22 protein-coding genes are annotated in these 25,252 nt (G+C 64.3%); 5 read left to right on the forward strand and 17 right to left on the reverse strand.

All coding sequences use genetic code 11. From position 1 onward, the window contains the following. Positions 1–19 precede the first annotated feature (19 nt). From HD883_RS05280 to HD883_RS05305, 6 genes are all read right to left on the reverse strand, one after another. Entirely contained in the window at positions 20–919 is a 900-nt protein-coding gene (locus tag HD883_RS05280) for a LysR family transcriptional regulator (RefSeq protein ID WP_179587501.1), read from the reverse strand. 6 nt (positions 920–925) lie between these two features. Next, a complete protein-coding gene (locus tag HD883_RS05285) occupies positions 926–1,957 on the reverse strand; it encodes an alpha/beta fold hydrolase (protein WP_179587500.1) in 1,032 nt (343 codons plus the stop codon). 116 nt (positions 1,958–2,073) lie between these two features. Then, positions 2,074–4,938 carry a DNA internalization-related competence protein ComEC/Rec2 gene (locus tag HD883_RS05290; protein WP_179587499.1) on the reverse strand — a complete coding sequence of 955 codons (2,865 nt, stop codon included), beginning with the start codon at positions 4,936–4,938 and terminating at the stop codon, positions 2,074–2,076. Between the two features lie 87 nt (positions 4,939–5,025). After that, complete coding sequence (locus HD883_RS05295) at positions 5,026–5,835, reverse strand: TatD family hydrolase (RefSeq protein WP_179587498.1); 810 nt, start codon at positions 5,833–5,835, stop codon at positions 5,026–5,028. 120 nt (positions 5,836–5,955) lie between these two features. Beyond that, positions 5,956–6,723 (reverse strand): lipoprotein-releasing ABC transporter ATP-binding protein LolD, encoded by a 768-nt coding sequence (gene lolD, locus HD883_RS05300; RefSeq protein ID WP_179587497.1) that lies wholly within the window; start codon positions 6,721–6,723, stop codon positions 5,956–5,958. Then, positions 6,716–7,984, reverse strand: a complete 1,269-nt coding sequence (locus HD883_RS05305) for a lipoprotein-releasing ABC transporter permease subunit (RefSeq protein WP_179587496.1) — start codon at positions 7,982–7,984, stop codon at positions 6,716–6,718. Before HD883_RS05305 ends, lolD begins: the two co-directional genes overlap by 8 nt. A gap of 92 nt (positions 7,985–8,076) precedes the next feature. On the opposite strand from HD883_RS05305, the gene HD883_RS27620 reads away from it, so the two are divergent. The 5 genes from HD883_RS27620 (at position 8,077) to lysS (ending at position 14,347) form a co-directional block, all read left to right on the forward strand. Next, on the forward strand, positions 8,077–9,189 hold the full coding sequence (locus tag HD883_RS27620; RefSeq protein WP_257022000.1) for a hypothetical protein: 1,113 nt from the start codon (positions 8,077–8,079) through the stop codon (positions 9,187–9,189). After that, positions 9,168–10,892, forward strand: coding sequence for a single-stranded-DNA-specific exonuclease RecJ (gene recJ, locus HD883_RS05310; protein WP_373563315.1), 1,725 nt, complete (start codon positions 9,168–9,170; stop codon positions 10,890–10,892). The genes HD883_RS27620 and recJ overlap by 22 nt, the downstream gene beginning before the upstream one ends. 38 nt (positions 10,893–10,930) lie before the next feature. Next, positions 10,931–12,035 (forward strand): peptide chain release factor 2 gene (prfB, locus tag HD883_RS05315; protein ID WP_179587494.1). Its coding sequence is split into 2 segments (ribosomal slippage): positions 10,931–11,011 and positions 11,013–12,035, totalling 1,104 coding nucleotides; the frame shifts between segments, so codons are not numbered across the junction. Next, positions 12,032–12,805: an SDR family oxidoreductase gene (locus tag HD883_RS05320; protein ID WP_179587493.1), complete on the forward strand. Its 774-nt coding sequence runs from the start codon at positions 12,032–12,034 to the stop codon at positions 12,803–12,805. The genes prfB and HD883_RS05320 overlap by 4 nt, the downstream gene beginning before the upstream one ends. 12 nt (positions 12,806–12,817) lie before the next feature. Then, a complete protein-coding gene (lysS, locus tag HD883_RS05325; RefSeq protein WP_179587492.1) occupies positions 12,818–14,347 on the forward strand; it encodes a lysine--tRNA ligase in 1,530 nt (509 codons plus the stop codon). Between the two features lie 90 nt (positions 14,348–14,437). On the opposite strand, the gene HD883_RS05330 is transcribed toward lysS, so the two are convergent. The 11 genes from HD883_RS05330 to uvrB all read right to left on the reverse strand — a co-directional run bounded on the left by HD883_RS05330 (position 14,438) and on the right by uvrB (position 24,920). Continuing rightward, positions 14,438–16,051, reverse strand: coding sequence for a TonB-dependent siderophore receptor (locus tag HD883_RS05330; RefSeq protein WP_179587491.1), 1,614 nt, complete (start codon positions 16,049–16,051; stop codon positions 14,438–14,440). Positions 16,052–16,203: 152 nt separating this feature from the next. Next, positions 16,204–16,395, reverse strand: coding sequence for a Fe-S cluster assembly protein IscX (gene iscX / locus HD883_RS05335; protein ID WP_179587490.1), 192 nt, complete (start codon positions 16,393–16,395; stop codon positions 16,204–16,206). Position 16,396: 1 nt separating this feature from the next. Next, positions 16,397–16,735 carry an ISC system 2Fe-2S type ferredoxin gene (gene fdx, locus HD883_RS05340; protein WP_179587489.1) on the reverse strand — a complete coding sequence of 113 codons (339 nt, stop codon included), beginning with the start codon at positions 16,733–16,735 and terminating at the stop codon, positions 16,397–16,399. Between the two features lie 27 nt (positions 16,736–16,762). Beyond that, positions 16,763–18,625, reverse strand: a complete 1,863-nt coding sequence (gene hscA, locus HD883_RS05345) for a Fe-S protein assembly chaperone HscA (RefSeq protein WP_179587488.1) — start codon at positions 18,623–18,625, stop codon at positions 16,763–16,765. 15 nt (positions 18,626–18,640) lie between these two features. Then, the gene (gene hscB, locus HD883_RS05350) at positions 18,641–19,174 is read right to left on the reverse strand and encodes a Fe-S protein assembly co-chaperone HscB (protein WP_179587487.1); all 534 of its coding nucleotides are present in this window, start codon (positions 19,172–19,174) and stop codon (positions 18,641–18,643) included. After that, positions 19,174–19,497 carry an iron-sulfur cluster assembly protein IscA gene (gene iscA, locus HD883_RS05355; RefSeq protein ID WP_179587486.1) on the reverse strand — a complete coding sequence of 108 codons (324 nt, stop codon included), beginning with the start codon at positions 19,495–19,497 and terminating at the stop codon, positions 19,174–19,176. The genes hscB and iscA overlap by 1 nt, the downstream gene beginning before the upstream one ends. A gap of 14 nt (positions 19,498–19,511) precedes the next feature. Next, positions 19,512–19,898, reverse strand: a complete 387-nt coding sequence (gene iscU, locus HD883_RS05360) for a Fe-S cluster assembly scaffold IscU (protein ID WP_179587485.1) — start codon at positions 19,896–19,898, stop codon at positions 19,512–19,514. A gap of 15 nt (positions 19,899–19,913) precedes the next feature. Further along, positions 19,914–21,125 (reverse strand): IscS subfamily cysteine desulfurase, encoded by a 1,212-nt coding sequence (locus HD883_RS05365; protein WP_179587484.1) that lies wholly within the window; start codon positions 21,123–21,125, stop codon positions 19,914–19,916. A gap of 49 nt (positions 21,126–21,174) precedes the next feature. Then, positions 21,175–21,681, reverse strand: a complete 507-nt coding sequence (locus HD883_RS05370) for a Fe-S cluster assembly transcription factor (RefSeq protein WP_179587483.1) — start codon at positions 21,679–21,681, stop codon at positions 21,175–21,177. Positions 21,682–21,964: 283 nt separating this feature from the next. Beyond that, positions 21,965–22,456 (reverse strand): low molecular weight protein-tyrosine-phosphatase, encoded by a 492-nt coding sequence (locus HD883_RS05375; RefSeq protein WP_179587482.1) that lies wholly within the window; start codon positions 22,454–22,456, stop codon positions 21,965–21,967. A gap of 286 nt (positions 22,457–22,742) precedes the next feature. Beyond that, positions 22,743–24,920 carry an excinuclease ABC subunit UvrB gene (gene uvrB, locus HD883_RS05380; protein ID WP_179587481.1) on the reverse strand — a complete coding sequence of 726 codons (2,178 nt, stop codon included), beginning with the start codon at positions 24,918–24,920 and terminating at the stop codon, positions 22,743–22,745. Positions 24,921–25,252 lie beyond the last annotated feature (332 nt).

A 25,252-nucleotide genomic window follows, 5' to 3' on the forward strand; every position in this document is an offset into this window, starting at 1 on the left:
TCAACGCCTGACGGCGCTCCTACATCGCTTCCAATGCTGCTTTTAGCGCCTGCGCAAAACTGGACGTGGCGACTGGCAAGGCGCGGCCAGCGCGCGCGGCCATCATCAATTTTCCGCCGGCCAGATCGCGGTCAGCCAACGGGATAGCGACCAGATCCCCACGGCCAACATCGCGCGCGGTGCCGACCCGAAACTGGAAGCACAGCGCGTTGGTGGTCAACGCAAAGAACTTGAGCGTCTCCACCGAATTCGCTTCCAGCGAGACTCGTAAAGACAGCCGCAGTTTGGCGGCCAGCCGGTCGATCAGCCGGCGGCTGCCGAAACTTTCGGCGCCCAAGGCGATGGGATACCGTTCGCAGTCGGCCAGGCGGACGCTTTCCTGGCCGGCCAGCGGATGGTCCGGCCGCATCATCACGCACAGGGGTTGGGGCACACTGGCGATGATCTCCAGGCCTTCGGCAGCCGGAGGGTCATGGGCGACCACCAGTTCCACGTCGTCATTCAGCACATCGCGCACCAGCGCCGCCGTCCCGCCAACCGTGATCCGGAACTGGACGCCAGGATGCGTGCGCTGATAGGCGGCCACGGTCGCAGGCACCAGGTCGTTGGCGACCGACTCGGCACAGGCGATACGCACCGTGCCGCGCACCAGGCCCTGCAACTGCTCGATCTGAGACGACGCGGACTCCAGATCCGCCAGGCCGCGGCGCACGGTGGCGAGCAGAACTTCGCCTGCCGCGGTGAGCCGCACCCCGCGCGGCAGCCGTTCGAACAGGGGCGTGCCGACTTCGCCTTCGATCTCGAGGATCTTGCGGTTCAAGGCCGTGGACGCGACATGCAGCTGCTCCGCCGCCTTGCGGATCGAGCCCGCGCGCGCGACCGCATCGAGGTAGACGTAATGTCGTGGCGGATGCAGCATCGTCAGTCAGTCCGCCGGGCCTGCCGCGCCGCGGGTGTGCGACGTGGCGGTCGCGCCGGCCCCGCCTGTCAGGAAGCCCTCGGCGATGGCGATCTGGTCGTCCGACATGAACGTGGGCGCGTGCCCCACGCCGGCAATCTCGACCACCTGCGCATTCGGATTGCGCCTCGTCATTTCGGCAGCCGTTGCCGCGCTCAGCAGGTCGGACTGCTCGCCCCGCACGATCAGCGTCGGGCAGTCGATCGCGTCGAACGCCTTCCACAACATCATCTCGGCCGCCATGGCGATCGGCGGCGCCATGGGCTTGAAGGCGACGGAAATCGCCGGGTCATAGTGCAAGCGCCAGGCGGTGGGTTCCGCCGAGGCCGCCGGCGTTGCTGCCGGGATCGCGGCGGCCAGCGTCCTCGAATTCCCTTGCTGAGTCCTGCCCGGCCCCGCGTCCGCCGGCACCAGAATGTACTGGTTCAGCTCCTGCCAGGCTTCGGGCTTATGCGGACCAAACGCCGCCGACACCACGCTCAGGTACTCCAACCCGGCTTCTCTCGACGGAAAGTCCCCCGCTTTTCCGACGTACTGCCCGATGCGCATCAAGGCATCGGGCGCAAGACGCGGGCCGACGTCATTGATCACCAGACGCGTGATCGGCGTGCCCGCCAGGCTCGCCAGGCTCATGCCGATCAAGCCACCCAGCGACGTGCCGAACCAATGCACCGTCTTGCCGCCCACTGCCGCCAACAAGGGCAGCATGTCAGACACGTATTGGGGAATCACGTAGTAGGCCGAGTCGCTCAGCCAATCCGACTGCCCTCGCCCCACGATGTCGGGACAGACCACGCGATACCGCGATGACAGCCGCCGCGCCAGCCGGTCAAAATCGCGCCCGCTGCGAGTCAATCCATGCGCGCAGATCAGCACCGCCGGATTGTCCGGATCGCCCCACTCCCAGTACGCCATCCGATGCAGCCCGGCCGGGCTCAAGCAGGTCACATGGGCAAGACGGGGTTCTTCAAGCGCGTCCGGTGCGGCGTGATGCGTCATGCGGGTCACCTCGTGGTGGATTGATGGAACGATTGTAGAGTGCTGGCAGGACGGAAGGCAGGACGGGTGCTCCTCACCAACGTCGCCGCAGTCGAAGGCCACAATCATCATGTCGATCATTCGGCATGCCAGTACCGTCGCCGCTGTTCTCGCTCCCGGCTGACGGACAGCACGCCGCGGCGCGAAGTGAAAATGACCGCGCCGTGCCTGTCAGTGCGGTGGATAGCGGCCCCGGCCGCCTGCCATCGGGCCAGGGCGTCCGGGTGCGGATGCCGATAGCTGTTCAAGTAGCCTGCCTGCGCCACCGCGTGCCTGGCTGCGACGGCCACCGTCCAGGCGACGTGGGAGGAATGCCGGGACCCGTGGTGCGCCATCAACGCGACATCGGCCGGCAAGGGACTGGCCAAGGCATCTGCGTCAGGACTCTGGCCTGCCCCAAGGTTCGCAGCGGCCACCCGATCTACGGAGTGCCGGGCCGCCGCCACTAGGTTGGCCGCATTGCCTTCGTACCCATTGCCTTCGTACCCATTGCCTTCATCTACATTGCCTTCGTCCGCCTTGCCTTCATCCGCATTCCCTTCGTCCACATCTCCTGCCGATGCGGCCCCGTTTGTCCGGGCAGCCGGAACCACCCCGCCCTGCAGACGAGCCGACCGCAGAATCACGTCCTCCTGCTCCGCGCCAATGTCCCCTGGAAGCAAAGCCGAGTGATGGCGTCCTTGCACATGCAGCACGCAGCTGTTCGCGTTGCGGTCCGCCGAGGCGCGTCGCGCCGTGGCCGCATCTGCAGGGGGTGAGCGAGGCTTTCCAGTCACGGCGCGCGGATACAGCATGTGAAACGTCACGCCATCCACCTGCCACGCCTGCCCCGCCTCGCACGGCCCGGATCGGGTCGCCGAGGGCAACCCGGGCAAAGTGGCCGGCCAGGCGGTCTCGCGCGCCACGTCATACGACGCGGTGATGGCCGTCACCGGCACAGCCGCCAGCAATGACGCAAGGCCGCCTGCATGATCGGCGTCCCCGTGGGACACCAGCAGATGATCGACCTTCCGGATGCCACGTGCCCGCAGATAGGGCCAGACGACACGCTCGCCCGCATCGGCGTTGTCGCCAAACGGTGGCCCGGTATCGAATACCAAGGTCTGGGTCGCCGTCTCGAGTACCGCGGCGCCGCCCTGCCCCACATCCAGCACCGCCAGCCGCCAGTCGCCCGCCTCCGGCCGTTCCGGCCGATAGCACAGCACGGGCAGCACCAGCGCGATGCCGAGCCATCGCCGCGGCAAACCGGCAGGCTGCAAGGTCCACGCCACCCCGAGCAGCCCGATCGCAACCCAGGGCCACGGCGCCGCCGCCGTAGTGGCGCTGGCATACGGCAGGTCAGCCAGTGCCTGCACGGGCCACATCACCGCCGCGAACACCCCCTGCGCTGCCGCTGATACCAGGTGCGCCAGCCCGTCCGGACCGGGCAGCACCGACAGGAACATGGCGGCGAGTGCCAGCGGCGTGACCACCAGACTGACTACCGGTATCGCGATGGCATTGGCAATCGGCGACACCAGTGATACCTGCTGGAACATGAGCGCCAGCAAAGGCAGCAGCCCGAGCGTCAACGCCGCTTGCAGACGGGCAGCGTCGCGCAGCCCCTGCCCGAGCCGGTGTCGCCACACCGTCAGCCGGCCCGCCACGTCGGGCACCCGTTGACGCCGCCACCGCCCGCTTCCCGCGAGCATCAATACGGCGACGGCGCCGAACGACAGCCAGAAGCCTGCCGACACAGGCGCCCAGGGATCCAATACGGTGACCGTCGCCGCCGCCAGGGCCAGCACCCGTGGCCCGCCAAGCCGCAGTCGGGCAATGGCCGCCACCGCCACCACGGCCAGCATGAAGAATGTGCGCTGGGCAGGAATGCCCCAACCTGCCACCAGGCAGTAGGCCCAGGCCACGCACAATGCAGCGCAGGCGCCCATGACCTGCGCCGGCGCCCGTTCGGCCAGCATGACGCCGCGCCAAGACAGGCGGGACCAGCCCAGCATGGCCAACGCACCGCCCAGGGCCGCCATCATCGTGACGTGCAGGCCGCTGATCGACACCAGATGGGTGATGCCTGTCAGATTGAAGGTGCGCCAATCTTCCTTTCGGATGGCCGCCTGATCGCCCATGGCCAGGGCGAGTATGACGCCGCCATACCGTGTGCCCTCCAGTCCCGGCGCCATGGCCTCCCGCAGCCGGTGCCGCACGCGTTGGATCGCGATATCGAAGCTGGCGTACGGCGCATCGCCGACGCGGGTCGCCGGGCCGCGCACCGTTGCGGTGGCGCGGATGCCCTGCTGAAAAAGATGCGCTTCATAATCAAAGCCGTGCGGGTTCAGGAGGCCATGTGGCCGCTTGAGCGCAAGCCTGCCGGTCCAGATGTTTCCGGGAACCACCCCCATCGGAATCGGATCGGACGCACCTGGCAAGGAAGACGCCACCGAGCCCACAGGGCGAACAGCGCTTGTACGGTCTATCGGAGAACCCGAAGGCGACGCACGGTCCGGGGGCACCGAATGTGGCGAGCGTCCGGGCTGGCCAAACCTGCCGGCACTGGGCTGCATCACCAGCACGCGCGTTGGAACGCCCGGGGGTGGATCAATGATGTCCGCTTCGAAGCGCTGCCCACGATCCGTTACCGTCGCCAGGCCCGCGACACGCCAGGTCAATGGCATCGCCTGATTCTCGACCGACGCGTCCAACGCATCCCGCAAGCGGAAATCGGCGCGCACCATGGTCATGGCTGCGCCCAGGCCAAGCGCTAGCGCCGGCCAGGCAAGCCAGCCCACCCAGGGACGACGTGCCCGCACATCCGCCGCCTGCCACAGACCCGCACCCGCACAAACGAAAGCGATGAACACGATCACGCCGAGCAGCACATGCGGCAGCGCCGGCAACCCATGTACGAGAGCCGCCCCCACCACGAATGCCCATGCCGCCCATCGTCCCATGACTGCCCCAACCCCGCCCTGAATCGCCGCGCCGACATGGCGCGAGACGACCCATGCTACCGACTGCCGGCAATCAACGGAGGCGCATCAGGACAGTTTTATCCCTGCCAATCTTGGCAGGACACGAAGGGCGTTGGCGCCGGTAACCTTGATCACGTCATCGACGGGAATGCCGCGCAAATCGGCAAGGGCCTGCGCCACACCTTGCACCTGTCCGGGGGTGTTGCGCCGGTCCGTGTCGGGCAACCACGCAGGGGGAATGTCAGGGGCGTCGGTCTCAAGCACGTAGTGCTCCAGATCGAACTCGCTGCACAGCCGGCGGATGTTGAGCGCCCGTGTCCAGGTCATCGCGCCGCCCACGCCCAGGGCAAAGCCCATGTCGATAAACGCACGCGCCTGTTGTTCGCTGCCATTGAAGGCGTGGCCGATGCCACCGCGAACCGGGATGCGTCTTAGGTATTTGAGGAGAATGTCTTGCGAACGCCGAACATGCAGCAGTACCGGCAGATCGAATTCCGCAGCCAGCTTCAGTTGCGCGGCGTAGAAGCGCTCCTGTTTGTCGCGCTCGGCGCCTTGCGAAATCTCCGGAATGAAGAAGTCCAGGCCGATCTCGCCAATGGCAACAAAACGCGGGTCGGGCAACGCCGCGACAATCGCGTCGCGCAGGGCATCCAGATCACTGTCCTGCGCGTGCCGCACAAAGATGGGATGGATGCCAAGCGCGTACGTGCCACCGTCAAATCGATGAGCCAGGTCGCGTACGGTGTCGAAGTTGGACCGGGCGATGGCCGGAATGACGATGGCGCGCACACCTCGCGCCGCGGCCTGCACAATGACGTCAGGCCGGTCGGCATCGAATTCCGATGCATCGAGATGGCAGTGGGTATCAATCAGCATAGCTGCCAGAATAAATCAGCGCGAGCAGACACGAGCTCTTATTACAGCGTGACCCGGCAGCAGGCGCTGTCCCCAAACGATCGTCGCGGCGGTCGCTCAGCGGCGCCGCCACCAAGCGCGTCACGCCGCTGCGATCTCGGCCGGCAGCAAGACGCCGTCCGCCATCTTCAGTTGCCGGTCGGCGCGCGCGGCCAGTTCCGAATCGTGGGTCACGATCACGAACGCCATGCCCAATTCCTGGTTCAGTCGACGCAGCAGCGCAAAGATATCCCGTGCCGTGTGCCGGTCCAGGTTGCCAGTGGGTTCATCGGCCAGCACGCACACGGGTCGTGTCACCAAGGCGCGTGCCAGGGCGACGCGCTGACGCTCGCCCCCCGACAACTGGCCAGGGTGATGCGTCGCACGCGCCGCCAGCCCGACCTGCTGCAGCATGTCGGCTGCCTGCTCGCGCGCGTCGGCGCGGCTCATGCGCCGGATGATGAGCGGCATGGCCACGTTGTCCAGCGCCGAGAACTCGGCCAGCAGATGATGGAACTGGTACACGAACCCCAGCTTTTCGTTTCGCACGACGCTGCGCTGTTTTTCGGAAAAGTTGGCGGCGGCCTGCCCGTCCACCGTCACGGTGCCGGACGTGGGCTGGTCCAGCAGCCCCAGCACATGCAGCAGGGTGCTTTTGCCCGAACCCGACGCGCCGATCAATGCCAGCATTTCAGACTGGTGCACGGCCAGGTCGACCCCGCCCAGCACCTGCACGCGATTTTCGCCTTCGGTATAGATCTTGGTCAGGCCTCGGCCTTCCAGGACCACCCGGCCGGGCGCCACCCGCGCCGGCGCGGTGCTTGCGACCACGCCATCCGGAACCACGTTGCCCGGAACCTGTTCAATCATGACGCAACACCTCCGCCGGCTGCAGCCGCGAGGCGCGCCAGCTGGGATACAACGTGGCCAGGAAAGACAGCACCAGCGACGTCACACCAATGGAAACGATGTCTGCCATCCGCGGATCGGACGGCAGTTCGGTAATCAGATAAATGTCCTTGGGCAAGAACTGCATGCCCAGCAGACGTTCGATGAACGGGACAATCACATCGATATTGAAGGCCACCAGCATGCCGCCAGCCACCCCCAGGATCGTGCCGATAACGCCGATCAGCGCGCCTTGCACCACGAACACGCGGGCAACTTCGCCCGGCGATGCGCCCAAAGTCCGCATGATCGCGATATCGGATTGTTTGTCGTTGACCGCCATGACCAGGGAAGACAGCAGATTGAACGCCGCCACCGCCACGATCAGGGTCAGGATCAGGAACATCATCCGCTTCTCGGTCTGCACGGCCGCAAACCACGTGCGGTTGTTCCTGGACCAGTCGCTGGCCACGATGCCCGCGGGCAATAACGACGCCAATTCGGAAGCCACCTGCGGGGCCTCCTGCATGTCCTTGATCCGCAAACGTACGCCGCCGGTACCGGTTTCCCGGAACAGCCGCGCGGCGTCATCCACGTTCACAAAGGCCAGGCTGGAGTCATATTCGTAATGGCCCGCTTCGAACACGCCCACGACCGTGAACTGGCGCATGCGCGGCGTAAAGCCCGCCGGGGTGACCGACCCCTGGGGGGCCAGCATCAACACCGGATCGCCCAGCCTGACATCAAGCGCGCTGGCCAGGGTCCGGCCCAGCACCACGCCAAAGCTGCCGGGTTGCAGGGCGTCCAGCGAACCCTGTTTCATGCTGCCGACCAGGTCGGATACGTTGCGCTCGGTGGCCGGGTCGACTCCGCGCACCTGCACGCCACGCAGCGTCTGGTCGCGTGCGATCATGGCCTGCGCCGATACGTAAGGCGCGCCCGCCAGCACTTCGGGATTCTTCTTGGCCAATTCGGTCAGCCCCCGCCAGTCGGCCAGGGCCGCCCCACGCTCGCCACCGTTCGAGAACAGTTCGATGTGCGGCAGCACCGACAGCATCCGGTCGCGCACTTCGGTCTGAAAGCCATTCATGACGGACAGCACGATGATCAGCGCCGCCACGCCCAGCGCGATGCCTGCCATCGAACTGCCGGCAATGAAGGAAATGAAGCGGTCGCGACGCCGCCCGCGGCCGGCGCGCGTGTAGCGCCAGCCGACCCAGAGTTCGTAGGGAATATTGAGCACGCGCGTATTATGTCAGATGCCCGTGGCGCGCTCATCCGCCGCCCGTGTCCAGTCGTCACAGACCTAGCCTGCGACCGCCTTACAATAGCGCCGTGCCTGCCTCCCCTTCCCTCGTCCTCGTCGTGCCCGGCGCGCTGCCGCCCGGCCCGATCGCCCCCGAACTCGCCAAACAACTGTCGGCCACGCCGTCGCCCGCCCCCACGCTGTTGAAGTGGCTGCGGACAGCGCCCGCGACAGTCAGCGAGCCGCCTGTTTTCGATCCCAAGGCCACGCCGTCCGAAGCCTGGTGGCTGCACCGCGCCGGATTCGAGCCGCCTGCGGGTCCGGGGGATGCACCCGACGCGCCGATGGCACCCCTCGGTGCCGGCCTGGCCGCTCTGCTCGCGCCCGACGCTCAGGGAGACGGCCCCCTCTGGGTCGCCGACCTGGCCCACATCCAGGTCGGACGTGACGGCCTGGTGCTGACCGATACCAACTCGCTGGACATCACCGCCGACGAATCACGGGCCTTGCTGGCCACGGTCCAGCCGCTCTTCGACGCCGATGGCTTTACGGTGACCTATCTGACCCCGCGCCGCTGGCAAGTCGGCTTGCCAGACGGTCTGACGCCTTATGCGGCCACGCCGTCGGCGGTCATGGGCGGTGACCTGAACGATTACTGGCCCAAGGGCCTGCCCGCGCGGCCGTGGCGCCGCCTGGCCAATGACGTGCAGATGAGCTGGCACGAGCATCCTGTCAATGAGGCCCGCGCGGAACGGGGCGAACCCGCCGTGAACGGACTATGGCTGCACGGGGGCGCTCCGGCCTGGACGCCCACCTGGCGCGGCACGCCGCCGCGTCACCTGATCGGCGATGCGCCCTGGCTGCAGGGACTGGCCGAACGGGCCAAGCTCGCCTGGAGCGGCAGCAGCACCCCCGCGTCGCAGATCAAGACGGACGCAGCCATTCTGCTCGACGCCCTGGAACTGCCCTGTCGCGCGCAGGCCTGGGGCGACTGGCTGGCGGCCCTGACCCGGCTCGACGCCGACTGGTTCGCGCCGCTGGATGCCGCGCTGCTCGATGGCAGCATTCAGGCGATCGACCTTGTATTTCCCGATGTCGAACGCCATGTCACCTTACGCCTGACGGCGCGCCCGAAGGCGCTGCGCTGGCTTCCTCAACCCAAACAAGACTGGACCCGCTGGTGGCTGCACCCCGAATCCTGACGCGCCGCGTCGACAGCGGTATCGCACAACGCCTGGAGCGGTCGGGCATCCACCCGCTGCTCGCCCGGTTATGGGCAGCGCGTGGCGTGGCGGAACCCGCCGAAACGCGGGGCGAGTGGACGTCGATGCTGGCGCCGCACGGCTTGACGCACGCCACGCGCGCTGCGGAACTGCTGGCGGACGCCATCCGCGACCGCAAGCGCCTGTTGATCGTGGCCGACTATGACTGCGACGGCGCAACCGCGTGCGCAGTCGGCATTCGCGGCCTGCGCAGCATGGGAGCCGATGTCGATTTTCTGGTGCCGAATCGCTTCGAGACCGGCTATGGGCTGTCGCCCGCCGTGGTCGACCTGGCGGTAAAGCATCCGCGCATGGGCAAGCCGGACATTATCGTCACGGTCGACAACGGCATTGCCAGTATCGATGGCGTGGCCGCCGCCAAGGCAGTCGGCATCGACGTGATTGTGACCGACCACCACCTGCCCGGCGACGTGTTGCCCGACGCCCTGGCCATCGTCAATCCGAACCAGCCGGGCTGCGGTTTCCCTTCAAAGAACCTCGCCGGTGTCGGCGTCATTTTTTACCTGATGCTGGCCTTGCGGGCCGAACTTCGCAAACGCGGTGTGTACCCGCCCGATGGCGGCCCGCGGCTCAATGCTTTGGTGGACCTGGTGGCGCTTGGCACGGTGGCCGACGTGGTCAAGCTGGACGCCAACAATCGCCTGCTGGTCGCGCAGGGCCTGCAGCGGATCCGCAAGGGGCTAATGCAGCCCGGTGTGCAGGCGCTGTTCGTCGTGGCGTCCCGCGCGCCGCGTGAAGCCAGCACGTTTGACATGGGCTTTGCGCTGGGCCCCCGGATCAATGCGGCCGGGCGTCTGGCCGACATGAGCCTGGGCATCCGCTGCCTGATCACCGATGACGAGGACGAGGCCCTGCAACTGGCCCGACAGCTCGACACGATCAACCGGGAACGCCGCGATATCGAAGCCACGATGCGCGAGCAGGCCTTGCTGGCGGTGGAAAACCTGACCGCGTCCATGAATGCCAGCGTCTGCGTGTTCGACGCCGGCTGGCATCAGGGCGTGGTAGGTCTGGTCGCTTCGAAATTGAAAGACAAATTCTGGTGTCCGACCATTGCATTCGCACCGGCCGGAGACGGCGAATTGCGCGGCTCGGGCCGCTCGGTGCCCGACGTGCACCTGCGTGACGTACTGGACCTGGTGTCCAAACGCTATCCGCAACTGATCCGCAAATTTGGCGGGCACGCCATGGCGGCGGGCTTGACGCTGCATGAGTCGGATTTTCCGGTGTTCGCGTCGGCGTTCGATGCGGCGGTGCGCGAGCTCAGCGGCCGCAGCCAGTTCGAACCGGCGCTGGAAACCGACGGATCGCTCGACACCTGTTATGCCAACACCGAAATGGCAACGCTGCTGGACCAGCAGGTGTGGGGCTCGGGCTTTCCCGCCCCGGTCTTTGTCGACACGTTCACTGTCCGGAACCAGCGCATTGTCGGGGAAAAGCACCTGAAACTGGCCCTGGAGCGCGGCAACCAGCGCTTCGACGGCATCTGGTTCGGACAGGCCGATTCGCTCCCCGCGGCGGTCGATGTGGCCTACCGCCTGGGACTCAACAACTGGAACGGCATGGTGGCGGTGCAACTGCTTGTTGAACATGCCGAGCCCGCGCGGCGCAACGAGCGCTAAAATGCGAAGTTACGTCGAAATAATTGCATAGGAAGACCATGGAAGCAGAACGCCTGAACCAGCTCGAAGCACGACTGCAGGACCTGAGTGCGCGCACTCAGGATCTCCGGAGGTATCTTTGACTACGATGTCAAAGATGAACGCCTGCACGTTGTAAACGCCGAGCTGGAAAGCGCGGAAGTCTGGAATGACCCCAAGCACGCCCAGGAACTGGGCCGCGAAAAAAAGTCCCTGGAAACCATTGTCGACACGATCCGTGAACTGACGACCGGCCTGGCCGACGCCAGTGAGCTGTTCGAGATGGCCCGTGGCGATGACGACTTCGACACGCTCGCATCGATCGAATCCGATACCGCCGCGCTGCAAGCCAAAGTCGAAGGCCTGGAATTCCGCCGCATGTTCAACAATCCGGCGGATCCGCTGAACTGTTTCGTCGACATCCAGTCGGGCGCCGGTGGTACCGAAGCGCAGGACTGGGCGTCCATTCTGCTGCGCCAGTACCTCAAGTACGCCGAGCGCAAGGGCTTCAAGACCGAAGTCATGGAAGAGTCCGAAGGCGAAGTCGCCGGGATCAAGTCCGCCACCATCAAGATGGAAGGCGAATACGCGTTCGGCTACCTGCGCACCGAAACCGGCGTGCACCGCCTGGTCCGCAAAAGCCCCTTCGACTCGTCGGGCGGCCGCCACACGTCGTTTGCCAGCGTGTTCGTGTATCCCGAGATCGATGATTCCTTCGAGATCGAAGTGAATCCGGCCGACCTGCGCGTCGACACCTTCCGCGCGTCGGGCGCCGGCGGTCAGCACATCAACAAGACCGATTCGGCGGTGCGGATGACGCACATTCCGACCGGCATCGTCGTGCAGTGCCAGAGCGACCGGTCGCAGCACCGCAACCGCGCCGAAGCCATGCAGATGTTGAAGTCGCGCCTGTTCGAACTCGAAATGCGCAAGCGCATGGCCGAACAGCAGAAGCTGGAAGATTCCAAGACCGATGTGGGCTGGGGTCATCAGATCCGTTCCTACGTGCTCGACCAGAGCCGGATCAAGGACCTGCGTACCAACGTCGAAATCTCGAACACGCAGAAGGTGCTCGACGGCGATCTGGATCCTTTCATCCAGGCCAGCCTGAAGCACGGCGTGTGAGGACCGCGACCTACGGTGCCACGGGCGGCACCCTCGTCATCCTGACCGGCGCGTCGCGGGGCCTCGGCGCCGCGCTGGCGCTGGCCTTATGCCGCCCCGGCACCCACCTTGCCACCCTCTCGCGCCACAAGCACACCAAGCTCGACGCGCATGCCGCGGCCAATGGCACCGTGGTCCAGCAGCATCCGGCCGACCTGACCGATGCCGCCGAAACCACGCGAGCCATCGACCGCCTGTTCGCAACCTTGCCACGCAATGCCGACCGGTACTGTCTGATCAACAACGCCGGCACGGTCGATCCCATCGGCCCGTCGGGCACGCTGCGCCAGGACGATATCGCCCAGGCGCTGGCACTCAACGTCGCGGCGCCCATGCTGCTGACCTCGCGCTTCATTGCGGCGACGGCGGGTCTGCGTGCCGATCGCCGCGTGCTGAACATTTCGTCGGGCGCCGGACGCAAGCCGATGGCCGGCTGGAGTGTCTACTGTTCGACCAAGGCGGCCATCGACATGTACACGCGCAGCGTCAAGCTCGAACAGGGCGACACCGGCGTGCGCATCGTGTCGTTGGCGCCTGGCGTGATCGACACCCCCATGCAGGCGCGGATCCGGGCCAGCCAGCCCGAGGCCTTTCCCGCGCTCGACAATTTCAAGGCGATGCATGCCACCGGCCAGCTGTCGTCGCCCGACGACGTGGCCGCCCGCATCGTCGCCTACCTGGAACGCGACGATTTCGGCCAGACCGAGATCGACGACATCCGTAATTACTGACTCAAGCCCACCATGACCGATACCCGGCCAACCGCCCCCGAGCCCGTCCCCCAGGACGAAAACCAGATCGTCGCGGAACGGCGCGCCAAGCTCGCGCGTCTGCGCGAAGCGGGCCCCGCCTTCCCGAACGACTTCGTGCCCGCCGACCGCGCCGCACCGCTGCACGCCGCCTACGACGACAAGGAAAAGGAAGCGCTCGAAGCGCTTGCCGTGACCGCCAGCGTGGCCGGCCGCCTGATGCTCAAGCGCGTCATGGGCAAAGCCAGCTTCATCACGTTGCAGGACGCCACCGGCCGCATCCAGATCTACCTGAGCAAGGAAAGCGTCGGCCCCGAAATCTACGACGCTTTCAAGCACTGGGACATTGGCGACATCGTGGCCGTGCGCGGCAATGTTTTCAAGACAAACAAGGGCGAACTGTCGATCCACGCGGTCGAACTGCGCCTGCTGACCAAGTCGCTGCGTCCGCTGCCCGACAAGTTCCACGGCATCGCCGACCAGGAAATGCGCTATCGCCAGCGTTATGTCGACCTGATCATGACCGAGTCCACACGGGCGACCTTCATCGGCCGCAGCAAGGTGGTTGCCTCGATCCGCAAATACATGATCGACACCGGCTTCCTGGAAGTCGAAACGCCTATGCTGCATGCCATTCCCGGCGGCGCGTCGGCCAAGCCGTTCACGACCCATCACAATGCGCTGGACATGGAAATGTTCCTGCGCATCGCACCCGAGCTGTACCTGAAGCGGCTGATCGTGGGGGGGTTCGAACGCGTCTTCGAACTGAACCGCAACTTCCGCAACGAGGGCGTCAGCCCGCGTCACAATCCTGAATTCACGATGATGGAGTTCTACGCGGCCTACGGCAATTACACCTGGCTGATGGACTTTACCGAAGGCCTGCTGCGCCAGGTCGCCATCGACGTGACCGGCAGCGCGACCCTGATGTACCAGGGCCGCGAAATTGACCTGGCCCAGCCCTTCGATCGCCTGACCATCACCGGTGCGATCCAGAAGTACGCCGAAGGCTATACCGATGAACAGCTGGCGGACGAAAGCTTCCTGCGCGCCGAACTGAAGAAGCTGGGCGCCCACGTGGAAGGCCCGCAACTGGCCCGTGCCGGCATCGGCGCCCTGCAGCTCGCCCTGTTCGAAGAGACGGCCGAGTCCAAGCTGTGGAGCCCCACCTACATCATCGACTACCCGGTTGAAGTCTCGCCGCTGGCTCGCGGTTCGGACGATCGCCCGGGCGTCACGGAACGCTTCGAACTGTTCATGATGGGCCGCGAAATCGGCAATGGCTTCTCGGAGCTGAATGATGCCGAAGACCAGGCCGACCGCTTCCGCAAGCAGGTGGAAGCCAAGGACGCCGGCGACGAAGAAGCCATGTACTTCGACGCCGACTACATCCGCGCGCTGGAATACGGCATGCCCCCCACCGCCGGCTGCGGTATCGGCATCGACCGCCTGGTCATGCTGATCACCGACAGCGCCAGCATTCGTGACGTGATCCTGTTCCCGCACATGCGCCGCGAGGACTGATCGCGACAAAAGAGGCGAAAAAAAGGGGTGTCAGCCTGACCAGGCAGACACCCCTTTTTGCTGGCCGATGACGGCGCGTTCACATCACGGTCACGGCCACGGCATCTGGTAATTCACGATCGCCGACACCGACCGCCCCGCCCCCACCGAGCAGCTATCGGTATAGCAGTAGGCCACGTAGCCCTTGTCCAGCAGATTGCTTGCGCTGGCGCGGAACTGCAGACCTTTCAGCTCGGAATACAAGCGGCCAAAGTCGTAATTCACCCCGGCATCAACCAGCATGTAGGACGGCGCGATGTCGCTGGACCGGCCGGCATAGCCATAGCTTGCGCCCGTGTGCCCTACCCGGCCATCCAGAGACAGCCCGGCAAAGCTGCCGCGGTCCACCGCATACTTGGCGCGTACCGACACCTGCTGTTCGCTCACGGTCGGGAAACGGTTGGCCAGCATGGCGCTGTAGGCGTCGTCGGACGTATTCATGACCGACGAATTGGTGACCATGTAGGCGGCGACCACGCGCAGGTTTGGCAAGGGCTGCAGCTTGCTTTCGACGGCGGCGCCGCGCACGCGCAATTCCGCCCAGGCCTGGCAGCCCGCCAGCCCGCACCCGCCGCCGGTGTCGGTGGTTTGCGAGTTGTTCTGGATCTGGTTGAACGCCGACAGCGTCGTGACCTTGCCGAAAATATCCGGCACGTACCGCACACCCGTTTCGTACTGCTGGCTGGCCGTCGACGTGAATTCGCTGCCGCCCACGGGCGCGTACGTGTTCGAGTAGTTCATGTACGGCGCCAGGCCGTTGTCGAACTGGTACTTGAGGCCGATGCGGCCGCTGACGGTTTCGTTGTTCAGCAGCACCGCATCCGACGTATTCGCGCCCAGGTCGATCGTGCGATTGGTCAGCTGATCCCGCCGGCCGACCAGCGACATGGTCCATTTGTCCAACGTGACCTGATCCTGCACGAACAGACCCAGCTGACGCTTTTCGGCATAGGCCTGGGCCACGGCGCGGGGACCACCCACCGCAGCGCCGTAGGCCGGGTCGAAAATATCCAGTGAGGGCGCGAGCGCGACCCGCGTCTCGTAGATATCTCGAGCCTTCAGATAATCAAAGCCGAATTTGAACTGGTGCTGCAGGCGGACGGTGGTGAACTTCCCCATGGCGTGCGTGCCGAGGTTGAACGTTCCCAGGCCGGGCAGCAAGCCGTCGTCGGACGCGCGCAAGGACTCGGGCGTCAGGCCATTGCCCTGCTCGGTGCTGGGGCGGCCGTAGCGCAGGGACTGCTTGATCGACCAGGTGTCGTCCAGCTTCTGTTCGAATTCGAAGTCGGACTTGCGCATGGCGGTGGACCGGCCGTAGCGTTGGCTGCCCCAGGCATCGGCCACCCCGCCGTCGGCATCGGGATTCCACTGGGGCGCAGGCGCCACGGGCGAGTCGACCCCGGGTTCGGCCACGGGAAAGGCGACCGCGGCAGACGTCGCATCACGGGCCGCCGCATCACGCGCGGCGGCGGCGTAGTCGGGCGGCGTGGCCGCCGTGCTGGTGGCGTAGTAGACCTTGCCAGACGCCCTGGCCGGGTCCTGGATGGATGCTTGTGTCGTGGTTGTCGCGTGCGGCGAACGGGCAGGCGGATCTTCCTTGAGCGAGATCGCCGGCGCGCAGCCGGCCAGGACCACGGTCAAAGCCAATGCCAGGGTCGGGGCCATCGCACCGGTGGTCCGTACGGGTCCGGATCGGCGTCGTCGTCTATCCCGCAATCTGAAAGTCATGGCGCTCCCCACGCGTGTTGACGGTGGACACGCAGCCCACGCAGTTGAAGCTCAATGACGCTTCCCCGGCGTGTTGTGACGGGAAAGCGCTAGATTTCGTCGATCCAGGCCATCTGGATCGCTTCAAGAATGCCTTCGTTCGACCGGGTGGGATCATCGGCAAAACCCGGAAGTTCCGTGACCCAGCGATGAAGATCGGTAAATCGCACGAACTGCGGTTCGACATCGGGATGCTGCTCGACCAATGCCGCCGCAATCTCAAAAGTATCGGACCAGAGCATGTCAGTGGTTTTCGCTCGCGTGATTGATCGTGTACTTGGGGATCTCGATGGTCAGGTCGGCGTCCTGCACGACGGCTTGGCACGACAGCCGCGACGTGGACGTCAGGCCCCAGGCCTTGTCGAGCATGTCTTCTTCACTGTCGGTGGCTTCGGGCAGTGAAGAAAACCCTTCCTTCACGATGACATGGCAGGTGGTGCAGGCGCAGGAAAGCTCACAGGCGTGCTCGAGCTCGATATGGTTGTCGAGCAGCAGGCGGCAGATCGAGACGCCCTGGGGCGCCTCAAGGACGGCGCCTTGTGGGCAGAGCTGGGGATGCGGAAGCACCGTTAACTTGGGCATGATCAAAAAAACCTGGAAATGGGCAAATCAGACGACTTCGTCGATACGACGGCCCGCCAACGCGGCGCGGATGCTGCGATCCATGCGGCGGGCGGCAAAATCTTCGGTACTGGCGGACAGCGCGTCGACCGCGGCGCGGACGGCATCGCTGTCGCCTTCGCGCGAGGCCTGCTCGGCTTCATCCAGACGCGTGTGGATGGTGGCCACCGAGTCGGCGTCGAGCAGATCGGCATCGGCGGCCAAGGCCGCGCGCACCGATTCCACCAGGCGCATCGCCTCGACCTGCTGTTCACGCAGACTGCGCGCCTGCATGTCGGTATCGGCGCCGTTCATGCCATCGGCAAGCATGGCGGCGACTTCGTCATCGCTCAGGCCGTACGACGGCTTGACGGAAATCGAGGCTTCCACGCCTGCGCTCAGTTCGCGCGCGGTGACGCCCAGCAGTCCGTCGGCATCGACCTGGAAGGTCACGCGGATCCGTGCCGCGCCAGCCACCATCGGAGGAATGCCCCGCAGTTCGAAGCGGCCCAGTGAGCGGCAATCCGCCACCAGTTCGCGTTCGCCTTGCAGCACATGGATCGCCATGGCGGTCTGGCCGTCCTTGAACGTCGTGAATTCCTGTGCGCGGGCGACGGGAATGGTGCTGTTGCGTGCGATGACACGTTCCACCAGCCCACCCATGGTCTCAAGCCCGAGCGACAAAGGAATCACGTCCAGCAACAGCCATTCGTCGCCAGCCGCGCGGTTGCCTGCCAGCAGGTTCGCCTGCATGGCGGCGCCCAGCGCAACGACCTGGTCCGGGTCGAGATTGGTCAACGGCGTCGTGCCGAACAGTTCGCCTACTTTTTGCTGCACGATGGGCATGCGCGTTGCGCCGCCCACCATGACCACGCCCTTCACGTCGGCCACGGTCAGGTCGGCATCGCGCAAGGCGCGTTTGGCGCTGGTCAGGGTGCGTGCCACCAGCGGCTGGGCCAGGGCTTCGAAGCGCTCGCGGGTCAGTTGCACCGCCAGCGAATAGCCGGTGGACAGGGTCAGGCTGATGTCGGCCTGGTCCGCCGACGACAAGGCTTCACGCAGGGTCCGGGCCGCCACCAGCAAGGCGCGCTGGTCTTCGGGAATCAGGGCGGTCAGATGCCAGTTTTCGGACATCCACGTCACAATGGCCGCGTCGAAATCGTCGCCACCCAGCGCGGTGTCGCCGCCCGTTGCGATCACTTCGAACACGCCTTGCGACAGCCGGAGCACCGAAATATCGAACGTGCCGCCACCCAGGTCATAGACGGCGTACAAGCCCTCGGCGGCGTTATCCAACCCGTAGGCGATCGCCGCAGCGGTAGGCTCGTTCAGCAGCCGCAAGACGTTCAGGCCCGCAAGTTTGGCCGCATCTTTCGTGGCCTGGCGCTGCGAGTCGTCAAAGTAGGCAGGCACGGTAATCACGGCGCCAACCAGATCGTCGCCAAGCACGTCTTCGCCCTGCTGGCGCAGCTTGGCCAGGATCTGCGCCGACACTTCGACCGGGCTTTTATCGCCCTGCACCGTGCGGATCCTGACCATGCCCGGCGCGTCAATAAAGTCATACGGCACATTCAGCTTTTGCGCGTCGGCCAGGCCGCGGCCCATGAACCGTTTGACCGACACCAGCGTGTTGTGCGGGTCGATCGTTTGCGCAGCCAGCGCCTTGCGTCCGATCTGCACGGCGCCGTCAGGCAGATAGCGCACGGCAGAAGGCAGCAGGGCCTCGCCCGCCTCGTCGCGCAACACTTCGGCCACGCCATTGCGTACCGAGGCCACGAGCGAGTTGGTGGTCCCAAGGTCAATGCCCACCGCCAGCCTGCGCTGGTGGGGGGCTTCGGACATGCCAGGTTCGGCTATCTGCAAAAGCGCCATGCGTTTACGTTCTTCTCAGTGTGAATCCGCAAGAGCATCGGCAACTGCATCGATCTCTTCGGAGAATTTTTCTATGAACATCCACTCGCGCACCCGCGCGGCGGCAGTCGTGTAGTCGTGCTCGACATCCAGCAATTCGCCCACTCGACGAGCCATGGTATCGCGTTCGGCGGCCAGTTCGGCGGCTAGGTGGTCCAAAGCGTCCTGCTTGCGCGAAGCGCGTGCATCGTCCAGGGCCTCGCGCCACTCCATCTGCTGCATCAGAAACCCGGTGGACATGGCAGTGTTGGTCTCGACCTGCAGGTCGACGCCGGCGCGCTCGCACAAGTAGCGCGCGCGGGACAAGGGCGACCGCAGCGTGCGGTAGGCCTCATTGGCGCGCGACGCCCACTGCATGGCGACCCGCCGTTCCTGCGCGGTGCCCGAAGCGTGGCGGTCGGGATGCACCCGGGCCTGCACGTCGCGCCAGGCGGCGTCGAGTGCGGCGCGGTCCAACGCAAAGGTGGCGGGCACGCCCAGCAACTCGAAGTGATCCGGATCTGTCTGCATCAGACCGTGAACGACTCGCCGCAGCCGCAGGATGCCTTTTCGTTCGGGTTGTTGAACTTGAACCCTTCGTTCAGGCCTTCCCGGGTGTAGTCGAGTTCCACGCCTGCCAGATACGGCATGCTTTTGGGGTCGACAAACACCTTCACACCCTGGCTTTCGAAGACCTGGTCTTCGGGCGCGCTTTCATCCACATACTCGAGCTTGTAGGCCAGGCCTGAGCACCCGGTGGTACGCACGCCCAGCCGCAGCCCGATGCCCTTGCCGCGTTTCTGCAGATAACGGCTTACGTGACGGGCTGCGCTTTCGGTCAGCAATACCGACATGGCTTCCTCACCTATCAGTTCGTACCGTGCTTGGTACGGTAATCGTCGACCGCCGCCTTGATGGCGTCTTCGGCCAGGATCGAGCAGTGGATCTTGACCGGCGGCAAGGCCAGTTCCTGCGCGATGTGCGTGTTGCGGATCTCCATCGCCTGGTCCAGCGTCTTGCCCTTGACCCACTCGGTCACGAGCGAGCTGGAAGCAATGGCCGAACCGCAGCCGTAGGTCTTGAACTTGGCATCTTCGATGATGCCGGCTTCGTTGACCTTGATCTGCAACTTCATGACGTCGCCACAGGCGGGCGCGCCGACCATGCCGGTGCCGACCGAGCTGTCGCCCTTCTCGAAACCACCGACGTTGCGGGGGTTTTCGTAGTGATCGATGACTTTTTCGCTATATGCCATGATGAATCTCCTAGATCAGTGTGCAGCCCACTGCACCGAATTGAGGTCGATGCCTTCCTGGGCCATTTCCCAGAGGGGCGACATTTCGCGCAACTTGCCGACCTTGCTGCGCAGCAATTCGATGGTGAAATCGATGTCTTCGACCGTGGTGAAACGGCCGATCGTGAAACGGATCGAGCTATGCGCCAGTTCGTCGCTGCGGCCCAGGGCACGCAACACGTACGACGGCTCCAGACTGGCGGACGTGCAGGCCGAACCGCTCGACACCGCGATGTCTTTCACGGCCATGATGAGCGACTCGCCCTCGACATAATTGAAGCTGACGTTCAGGTTGTGCGGAACGCGCTGTTCCATGTCGCCATTGAGGTAGACCTCTTCAATGGTCGACAGGCCGGCCCACAGACGGTCCCGCAACATGCGGACCCGGTCGCTGTCGATGGCCATTTCTTCCTTGGCCAGACGGAAACATTCGCCCATGCCGACGATCTGGTGCGTGGCCAGCGTGCCCGAACGGAACCCGCGTTCATGGCCACCACCGTGGATCTGCGCTTCGATACGGATACGCGGCTTGCGGCGGATATACAGCGCGCCAATGCCCTTCGGACCGTATGTTTTATGGGCGCAGAACGACATCAGGTCGACCTTGAGCGTCTGCAGGTCAATCTGGACCTTGCCCGAAGCCTGCGCCGCGTCGACGTGGAACACGATGCCCTTGCTGCGGCAGATCTCGCCGATCTGGGCGACATCCTGGATCACGCCGATTTCATTGTTCACGAACAGGATGGACACCAGGACCGTATCGGGACGCAGTGCGGCCTTGAACGACTCGATATCCATCAGACCGTTTTCCTGCACGTCGAGGTAGGTGACCTCGAAACCCTGGCGTTCCAGTTCGCGACAGGTATCCAGCGTCGCCTTGTGCTCGGTCTTGAGCGTGATGATGTGCTTGCCACGCTCTTTGTAGAAATGCGCCGCGCCCTTCAGGGCGAGGTTGATCGATTCGGTGGCGCCCGACGTCCAGACGATTTCGCGCGGATCGGCATTGGCGAGGTCGGCCACCTGCTTGCGTGCGTTTTCCACGGCCTGTTCTGCTTCCCAGCCGATCGAATGGCTGCGCGAGGCAGGGTTGCCGAAGTGTTCGTACAGCCAAGGCACCATGGCGTCGACCACACGGGGGTCCACGGGCGTCGTTGCGGAGTAATCGAGATATACCGGTGTTTTGATCATGACGTCTTTACCTTATTACGTAACCCTGGCCTGCGTGGCCGGAGTGCGCTTACAGCGCGGCAGTTGATTCGGTGGGAGCGCCGGTGCGGCGATCGAGCAGCACGGACTTGGCCGCGTTTGCCTCGTGCAACTCGCGCATGCGCTGCTGATCAACCAGATCCTGCAGCGACACGGAGTCGAGGTACTCCACCATCTTGCGATTGAGCGTGGCCCAGAGTTCATGGGTCATGCACTTGCCCGATTTGCCATCATTGCCGCGGGTACAGTCCTGCTTGCCGCCGCAGTCGGTCGCGTCGAGCGGTTCGTCCACGGCGAAAATGATGTCGGCAACGGTGACGTGGCGCGCCAGCTTGGCAAGGGAGTATCCGCCGCCCGGCCCGCGCATACTGTCGACCAGCTCATGCCGGCGCAGCTTCCCGAACAGCTGTTCGAGGTAAGAGAGAGAGATGTTCTGCCGTTGGCTGATCGCGGACAAGGTGACTGGCCCGCTGTGCTGGCGCAAGGCCAGGTCGATCATTGCCGTGACGGCGAAACGCCCTTTGGTGGTAAGTCGCATCCAGGACCCCTGAAGTCTATCCTTCGCGCGCTGGGACCGGGAACCTGTTGAAAGCACCAATCCCTAACGATTTGGTCAAGTATACCTAATTCCCGAACGATTTGCTAGGGATTACGTGAATCGATGGGCTGGAGAGCGCCGCAGACCGTGGGCCGGACGTAAAAACACCGCGTCGATACGCGGTGTTGAGGGCAACCTGGCAAGGGATCGCGCTGCCTTGAGACAGGCAGAGAAACCTGCGCAGGTTGAAACACTGGGACAGTAAGGGCGCAATCAAGCCCGATCAGGCAGCCTGATACTGGGTTGCGCGCTTGCGAACGACTTCAAGCAGGCCCTGGCAGGCGTCTTCGATATAATCGAGCACCTTCGCAAAGCCTTCCGGCCCGCCGTAGTACGGATCGGGAACGGTTGCTTCTTCGTATTCATTGGCGAAGCGCATCAACAGCATCAGCTTGTGCTGATACTGCTTTGGAGCCTGCTGCTGCAACAGCGCCAGGTTGTCCCAATCCATCGCCAGGATCATGTCGAATTCGCGGAAGTCGTCGGGGCGAATCTGTCGCGCACGAAAATCCGTAATGTCGTAACCGCGTTTGCGGGCTGCAGCTTGCGCCCGTGCATCAGGCGGCTCTCCGATGTGGAAAGCGTGGGTGCTGGCCGATTCGATTCGGACAACGTCTGAAAGACCGGCATCTTTCACCAAACGGCGAAACACGCCCTCTGCGCTCGGCGAGCGGCAGATGTTGCCCATGCACACAAAGAGTACCTTCGTCATCATGTCCGAAAGTGTGCGGGAAAACCCCGCTCAGTTCAAGCTTTTTTTAAAAGCGTGCAAAACGCCGAAGCGATGAAAATTCTTTGAAAATCAAACACTTGCGCAATATTTATCGATGAAATAGCTATTTTCCATCGTCCCATGCACAAGTGTGGTACATGCCGTGTACGAATTCCGCCTAGTCCAATTGCACCGTTATGGTGCACCACCGACCTGCGTCGCAACATCGGTTTGGCGAGCCTCTCAGCACGAATCAGACCAGGGGTCCCAAGCCTTGCCGGCGGCCCGATCAGGAAGCCGCGCTACCCATGGCCTCGGCATCCGCCTGCGTGCCGGACGCCCCGAACAACCGCTGCTTGAGCGTCATCAGCTGGTCACGCGCCTGGGCCGCCTTTTCGAATTCCAGGTTGCGGGCATGCTCGAGCATGGCTTTCTCAAGACGCTTGATTTCCTTGCTGATCTGCTTTTCGCCCATGGCTTCGAACTTGGCGGCTTCCACCGACAGTTTCAAGGCCTCCTGGTCGCCGTTCGGCGCGTATACGCCGTCGATCAGATCCCGCACTTCCTTCTTCACCCCACGCGGCACGATGCCGTGTTCGGTGTTGAACAGAATCTGCTTTTCCCGCCGGCGCTGGGTCTCGCCGATCGCGCGCTCCATCGAATCGGTCATCCGATCCGCGTACAGGATCGCGCGGCCGTTGAGGTTACGCGCGGCCCGGCCGATGGTCTGTATCAAACTGCGTTCCGACCGCAGGAAGCCTTCCTTGTCGGCGTCCAGGATCGCCACCAGGGACACCTCCGGAATGTCCAGGCCCTCTCGCAGCAAGTTGATGCCCACCAGCACGTCGAAGGTACCCAGGCGCAGATCGCGCAGGATTTCGACGCGTTCCACGGTGTCGATGTCCGAGTGCAGGTAGCGCACCTTGACGCCGTGCTCACCCAGAAAGTCCGTCAGGTCTTCCGCCATCCGTTTGGTCAGCGTGGTGATGAGCACACGATCGCCCTGGGCGACCCGCGCATGGATCTCGCCAAGCACGTCGTCGACCTGGTTCAAGGCCGGACGCACTTCCACCACCGGGTCAACCAGGCCGGTCGGCCGCACCACCTGTTCCACTACATTGTCGGCGTGCTCTTTTTCGTAGTTGGACGGCGTCGCCGAGACAAAAATCGTCTGGCGCATCTTGCCTTCAAACTCTTCGAACTTGAGCGGCCGGTTGTCCATCGCGGACGGCAGCCGGAAACCGTAGTTGACCAAGGTTTCCTTGCGCGACCGGTCGCCCTTGTACATGGCGCCCACCTGCCCGATCGTGACGTGACTTTCGTCAATGATCATCAGGGCGTCTTGCGGCAGATAGTCGATCAGCGTGGGGGGCGGATCGCCCGGCCGTGCCCCGGACATATGGCGCGAGTAGTTCTCGATCCCCTTGCAGAAACCCAGTTCCTGCAGCATTTCGAGGTCGAACCGGGTCCGCTGTTCAATGCGCTGCGCTTCGATCAGCTGGCCGGCGTCCACGAATTGCTTGGAGCGTTCGCGCAGCTCGGCCTTGATCGTTTCGATCGCGTTCACGACCGTGGCGCGCGGGGTCACATAGTGCGACCCGGGAAACACCGTGAAGCGCGGAATCTTCTGGCGCACGCGGCCGGTCAGGGGATCGAACAGTTCCAGGGTCTCGATCTCGTCGTCGAACAGCGTGACGCGCAGCGCCAGTTCGGCGTGTTCCGCCGGAAAGATGTCGATCAGTTCACCGCGTACCCGGAAGGCGCCGCGCGTGAAGTCGGTGTCGTTGCGGGTGTACTGCATGGCCACCAGGCGGCCGATGATCTCGCGCTGCCCGAGCTTGTCGCCGGTGCGCAGCAGCATGACCATCGAGTGGTAGTCACTCGGGTTGCCGATACCGTAGATGCACGACACGCTGGCCACGATGATGGTGTCGCGCCGTTCCAGCAGGCTTTTGGTGGCGGACAGCCGCATCTGTTCGATGTGCTCGTTGATCGACGAGTCCTTTTCGATGAACAGATCGCGGGTGGGCACGTACGCTTCAGGCTGGTAATAGTCGTAGTACGAGACGAAATATTCGACGGCATTGCGCGGAAAGAACTCACGCATTTCGGCGTACAGCTGCGCGGCCAGCGTCTTGTTCGGCGCGAGCACCAGCGCCGGCTTGCCCATGCGGGCAATCACGTTGGCCATGGTGTAGGTCTTGCCCGACCCCGTCACGCCCAGCAGGGTCTGGTAGACGAGGCCATCTTCGATGCCCTGGCACAGGCCATCGATCGCGGTCGGCTGATCGCCGGCCGGCCGGTACGGTTGGTACAACTGGAAGGGACTGCCGTCGTACGTGACAAAGCCGGGCTCAAAGCCCGTGCCATCCGAAGCGGCGCCGGGAAGCGCCTCGGGCAGCGGTTCGGCGACGTCAAAACCGGCTTCAACGAGGGCGTTTGCTTTCTCGAGCGACACAGGCTGCATGCTAGACTCTTGTTTCATCTGGAAAACTTCGGCAGGAAAAACGGGTGGGAGTTCCCCGACCGCGTGAGCCAGAGGGTGAATGCGTCGGAAAGCAAGGCATCGGATCCATCAGTACTGGATGTACAGGTAGTAGATGTACAGGTACTGGATCTACAGGACTGATGTCCCTGCAACGGATCGATGCCATGCGGCCGAACAGATGGAAAACGGACGGAAAAGCGGACTGGAAACGGTAGTGCCGAATGTCATCATCGGCGTCGAACCCGGACCGCCAACAGATTGGATCGGGTTTCAAGCTTTTGCGAGCTTGGATCGGGCTTACTCGGGCTGCT

Source organism: Pigmentiphaga litoralis, assembly GCF_013408655.1.
Lineage (GTDB): Bacteria > Pseudomonadota > Gammaproteobacteria > Burkholderiales > Burkholderiaceae_B > Pigmentiphaga > Pigmentiphaga litoralis_A.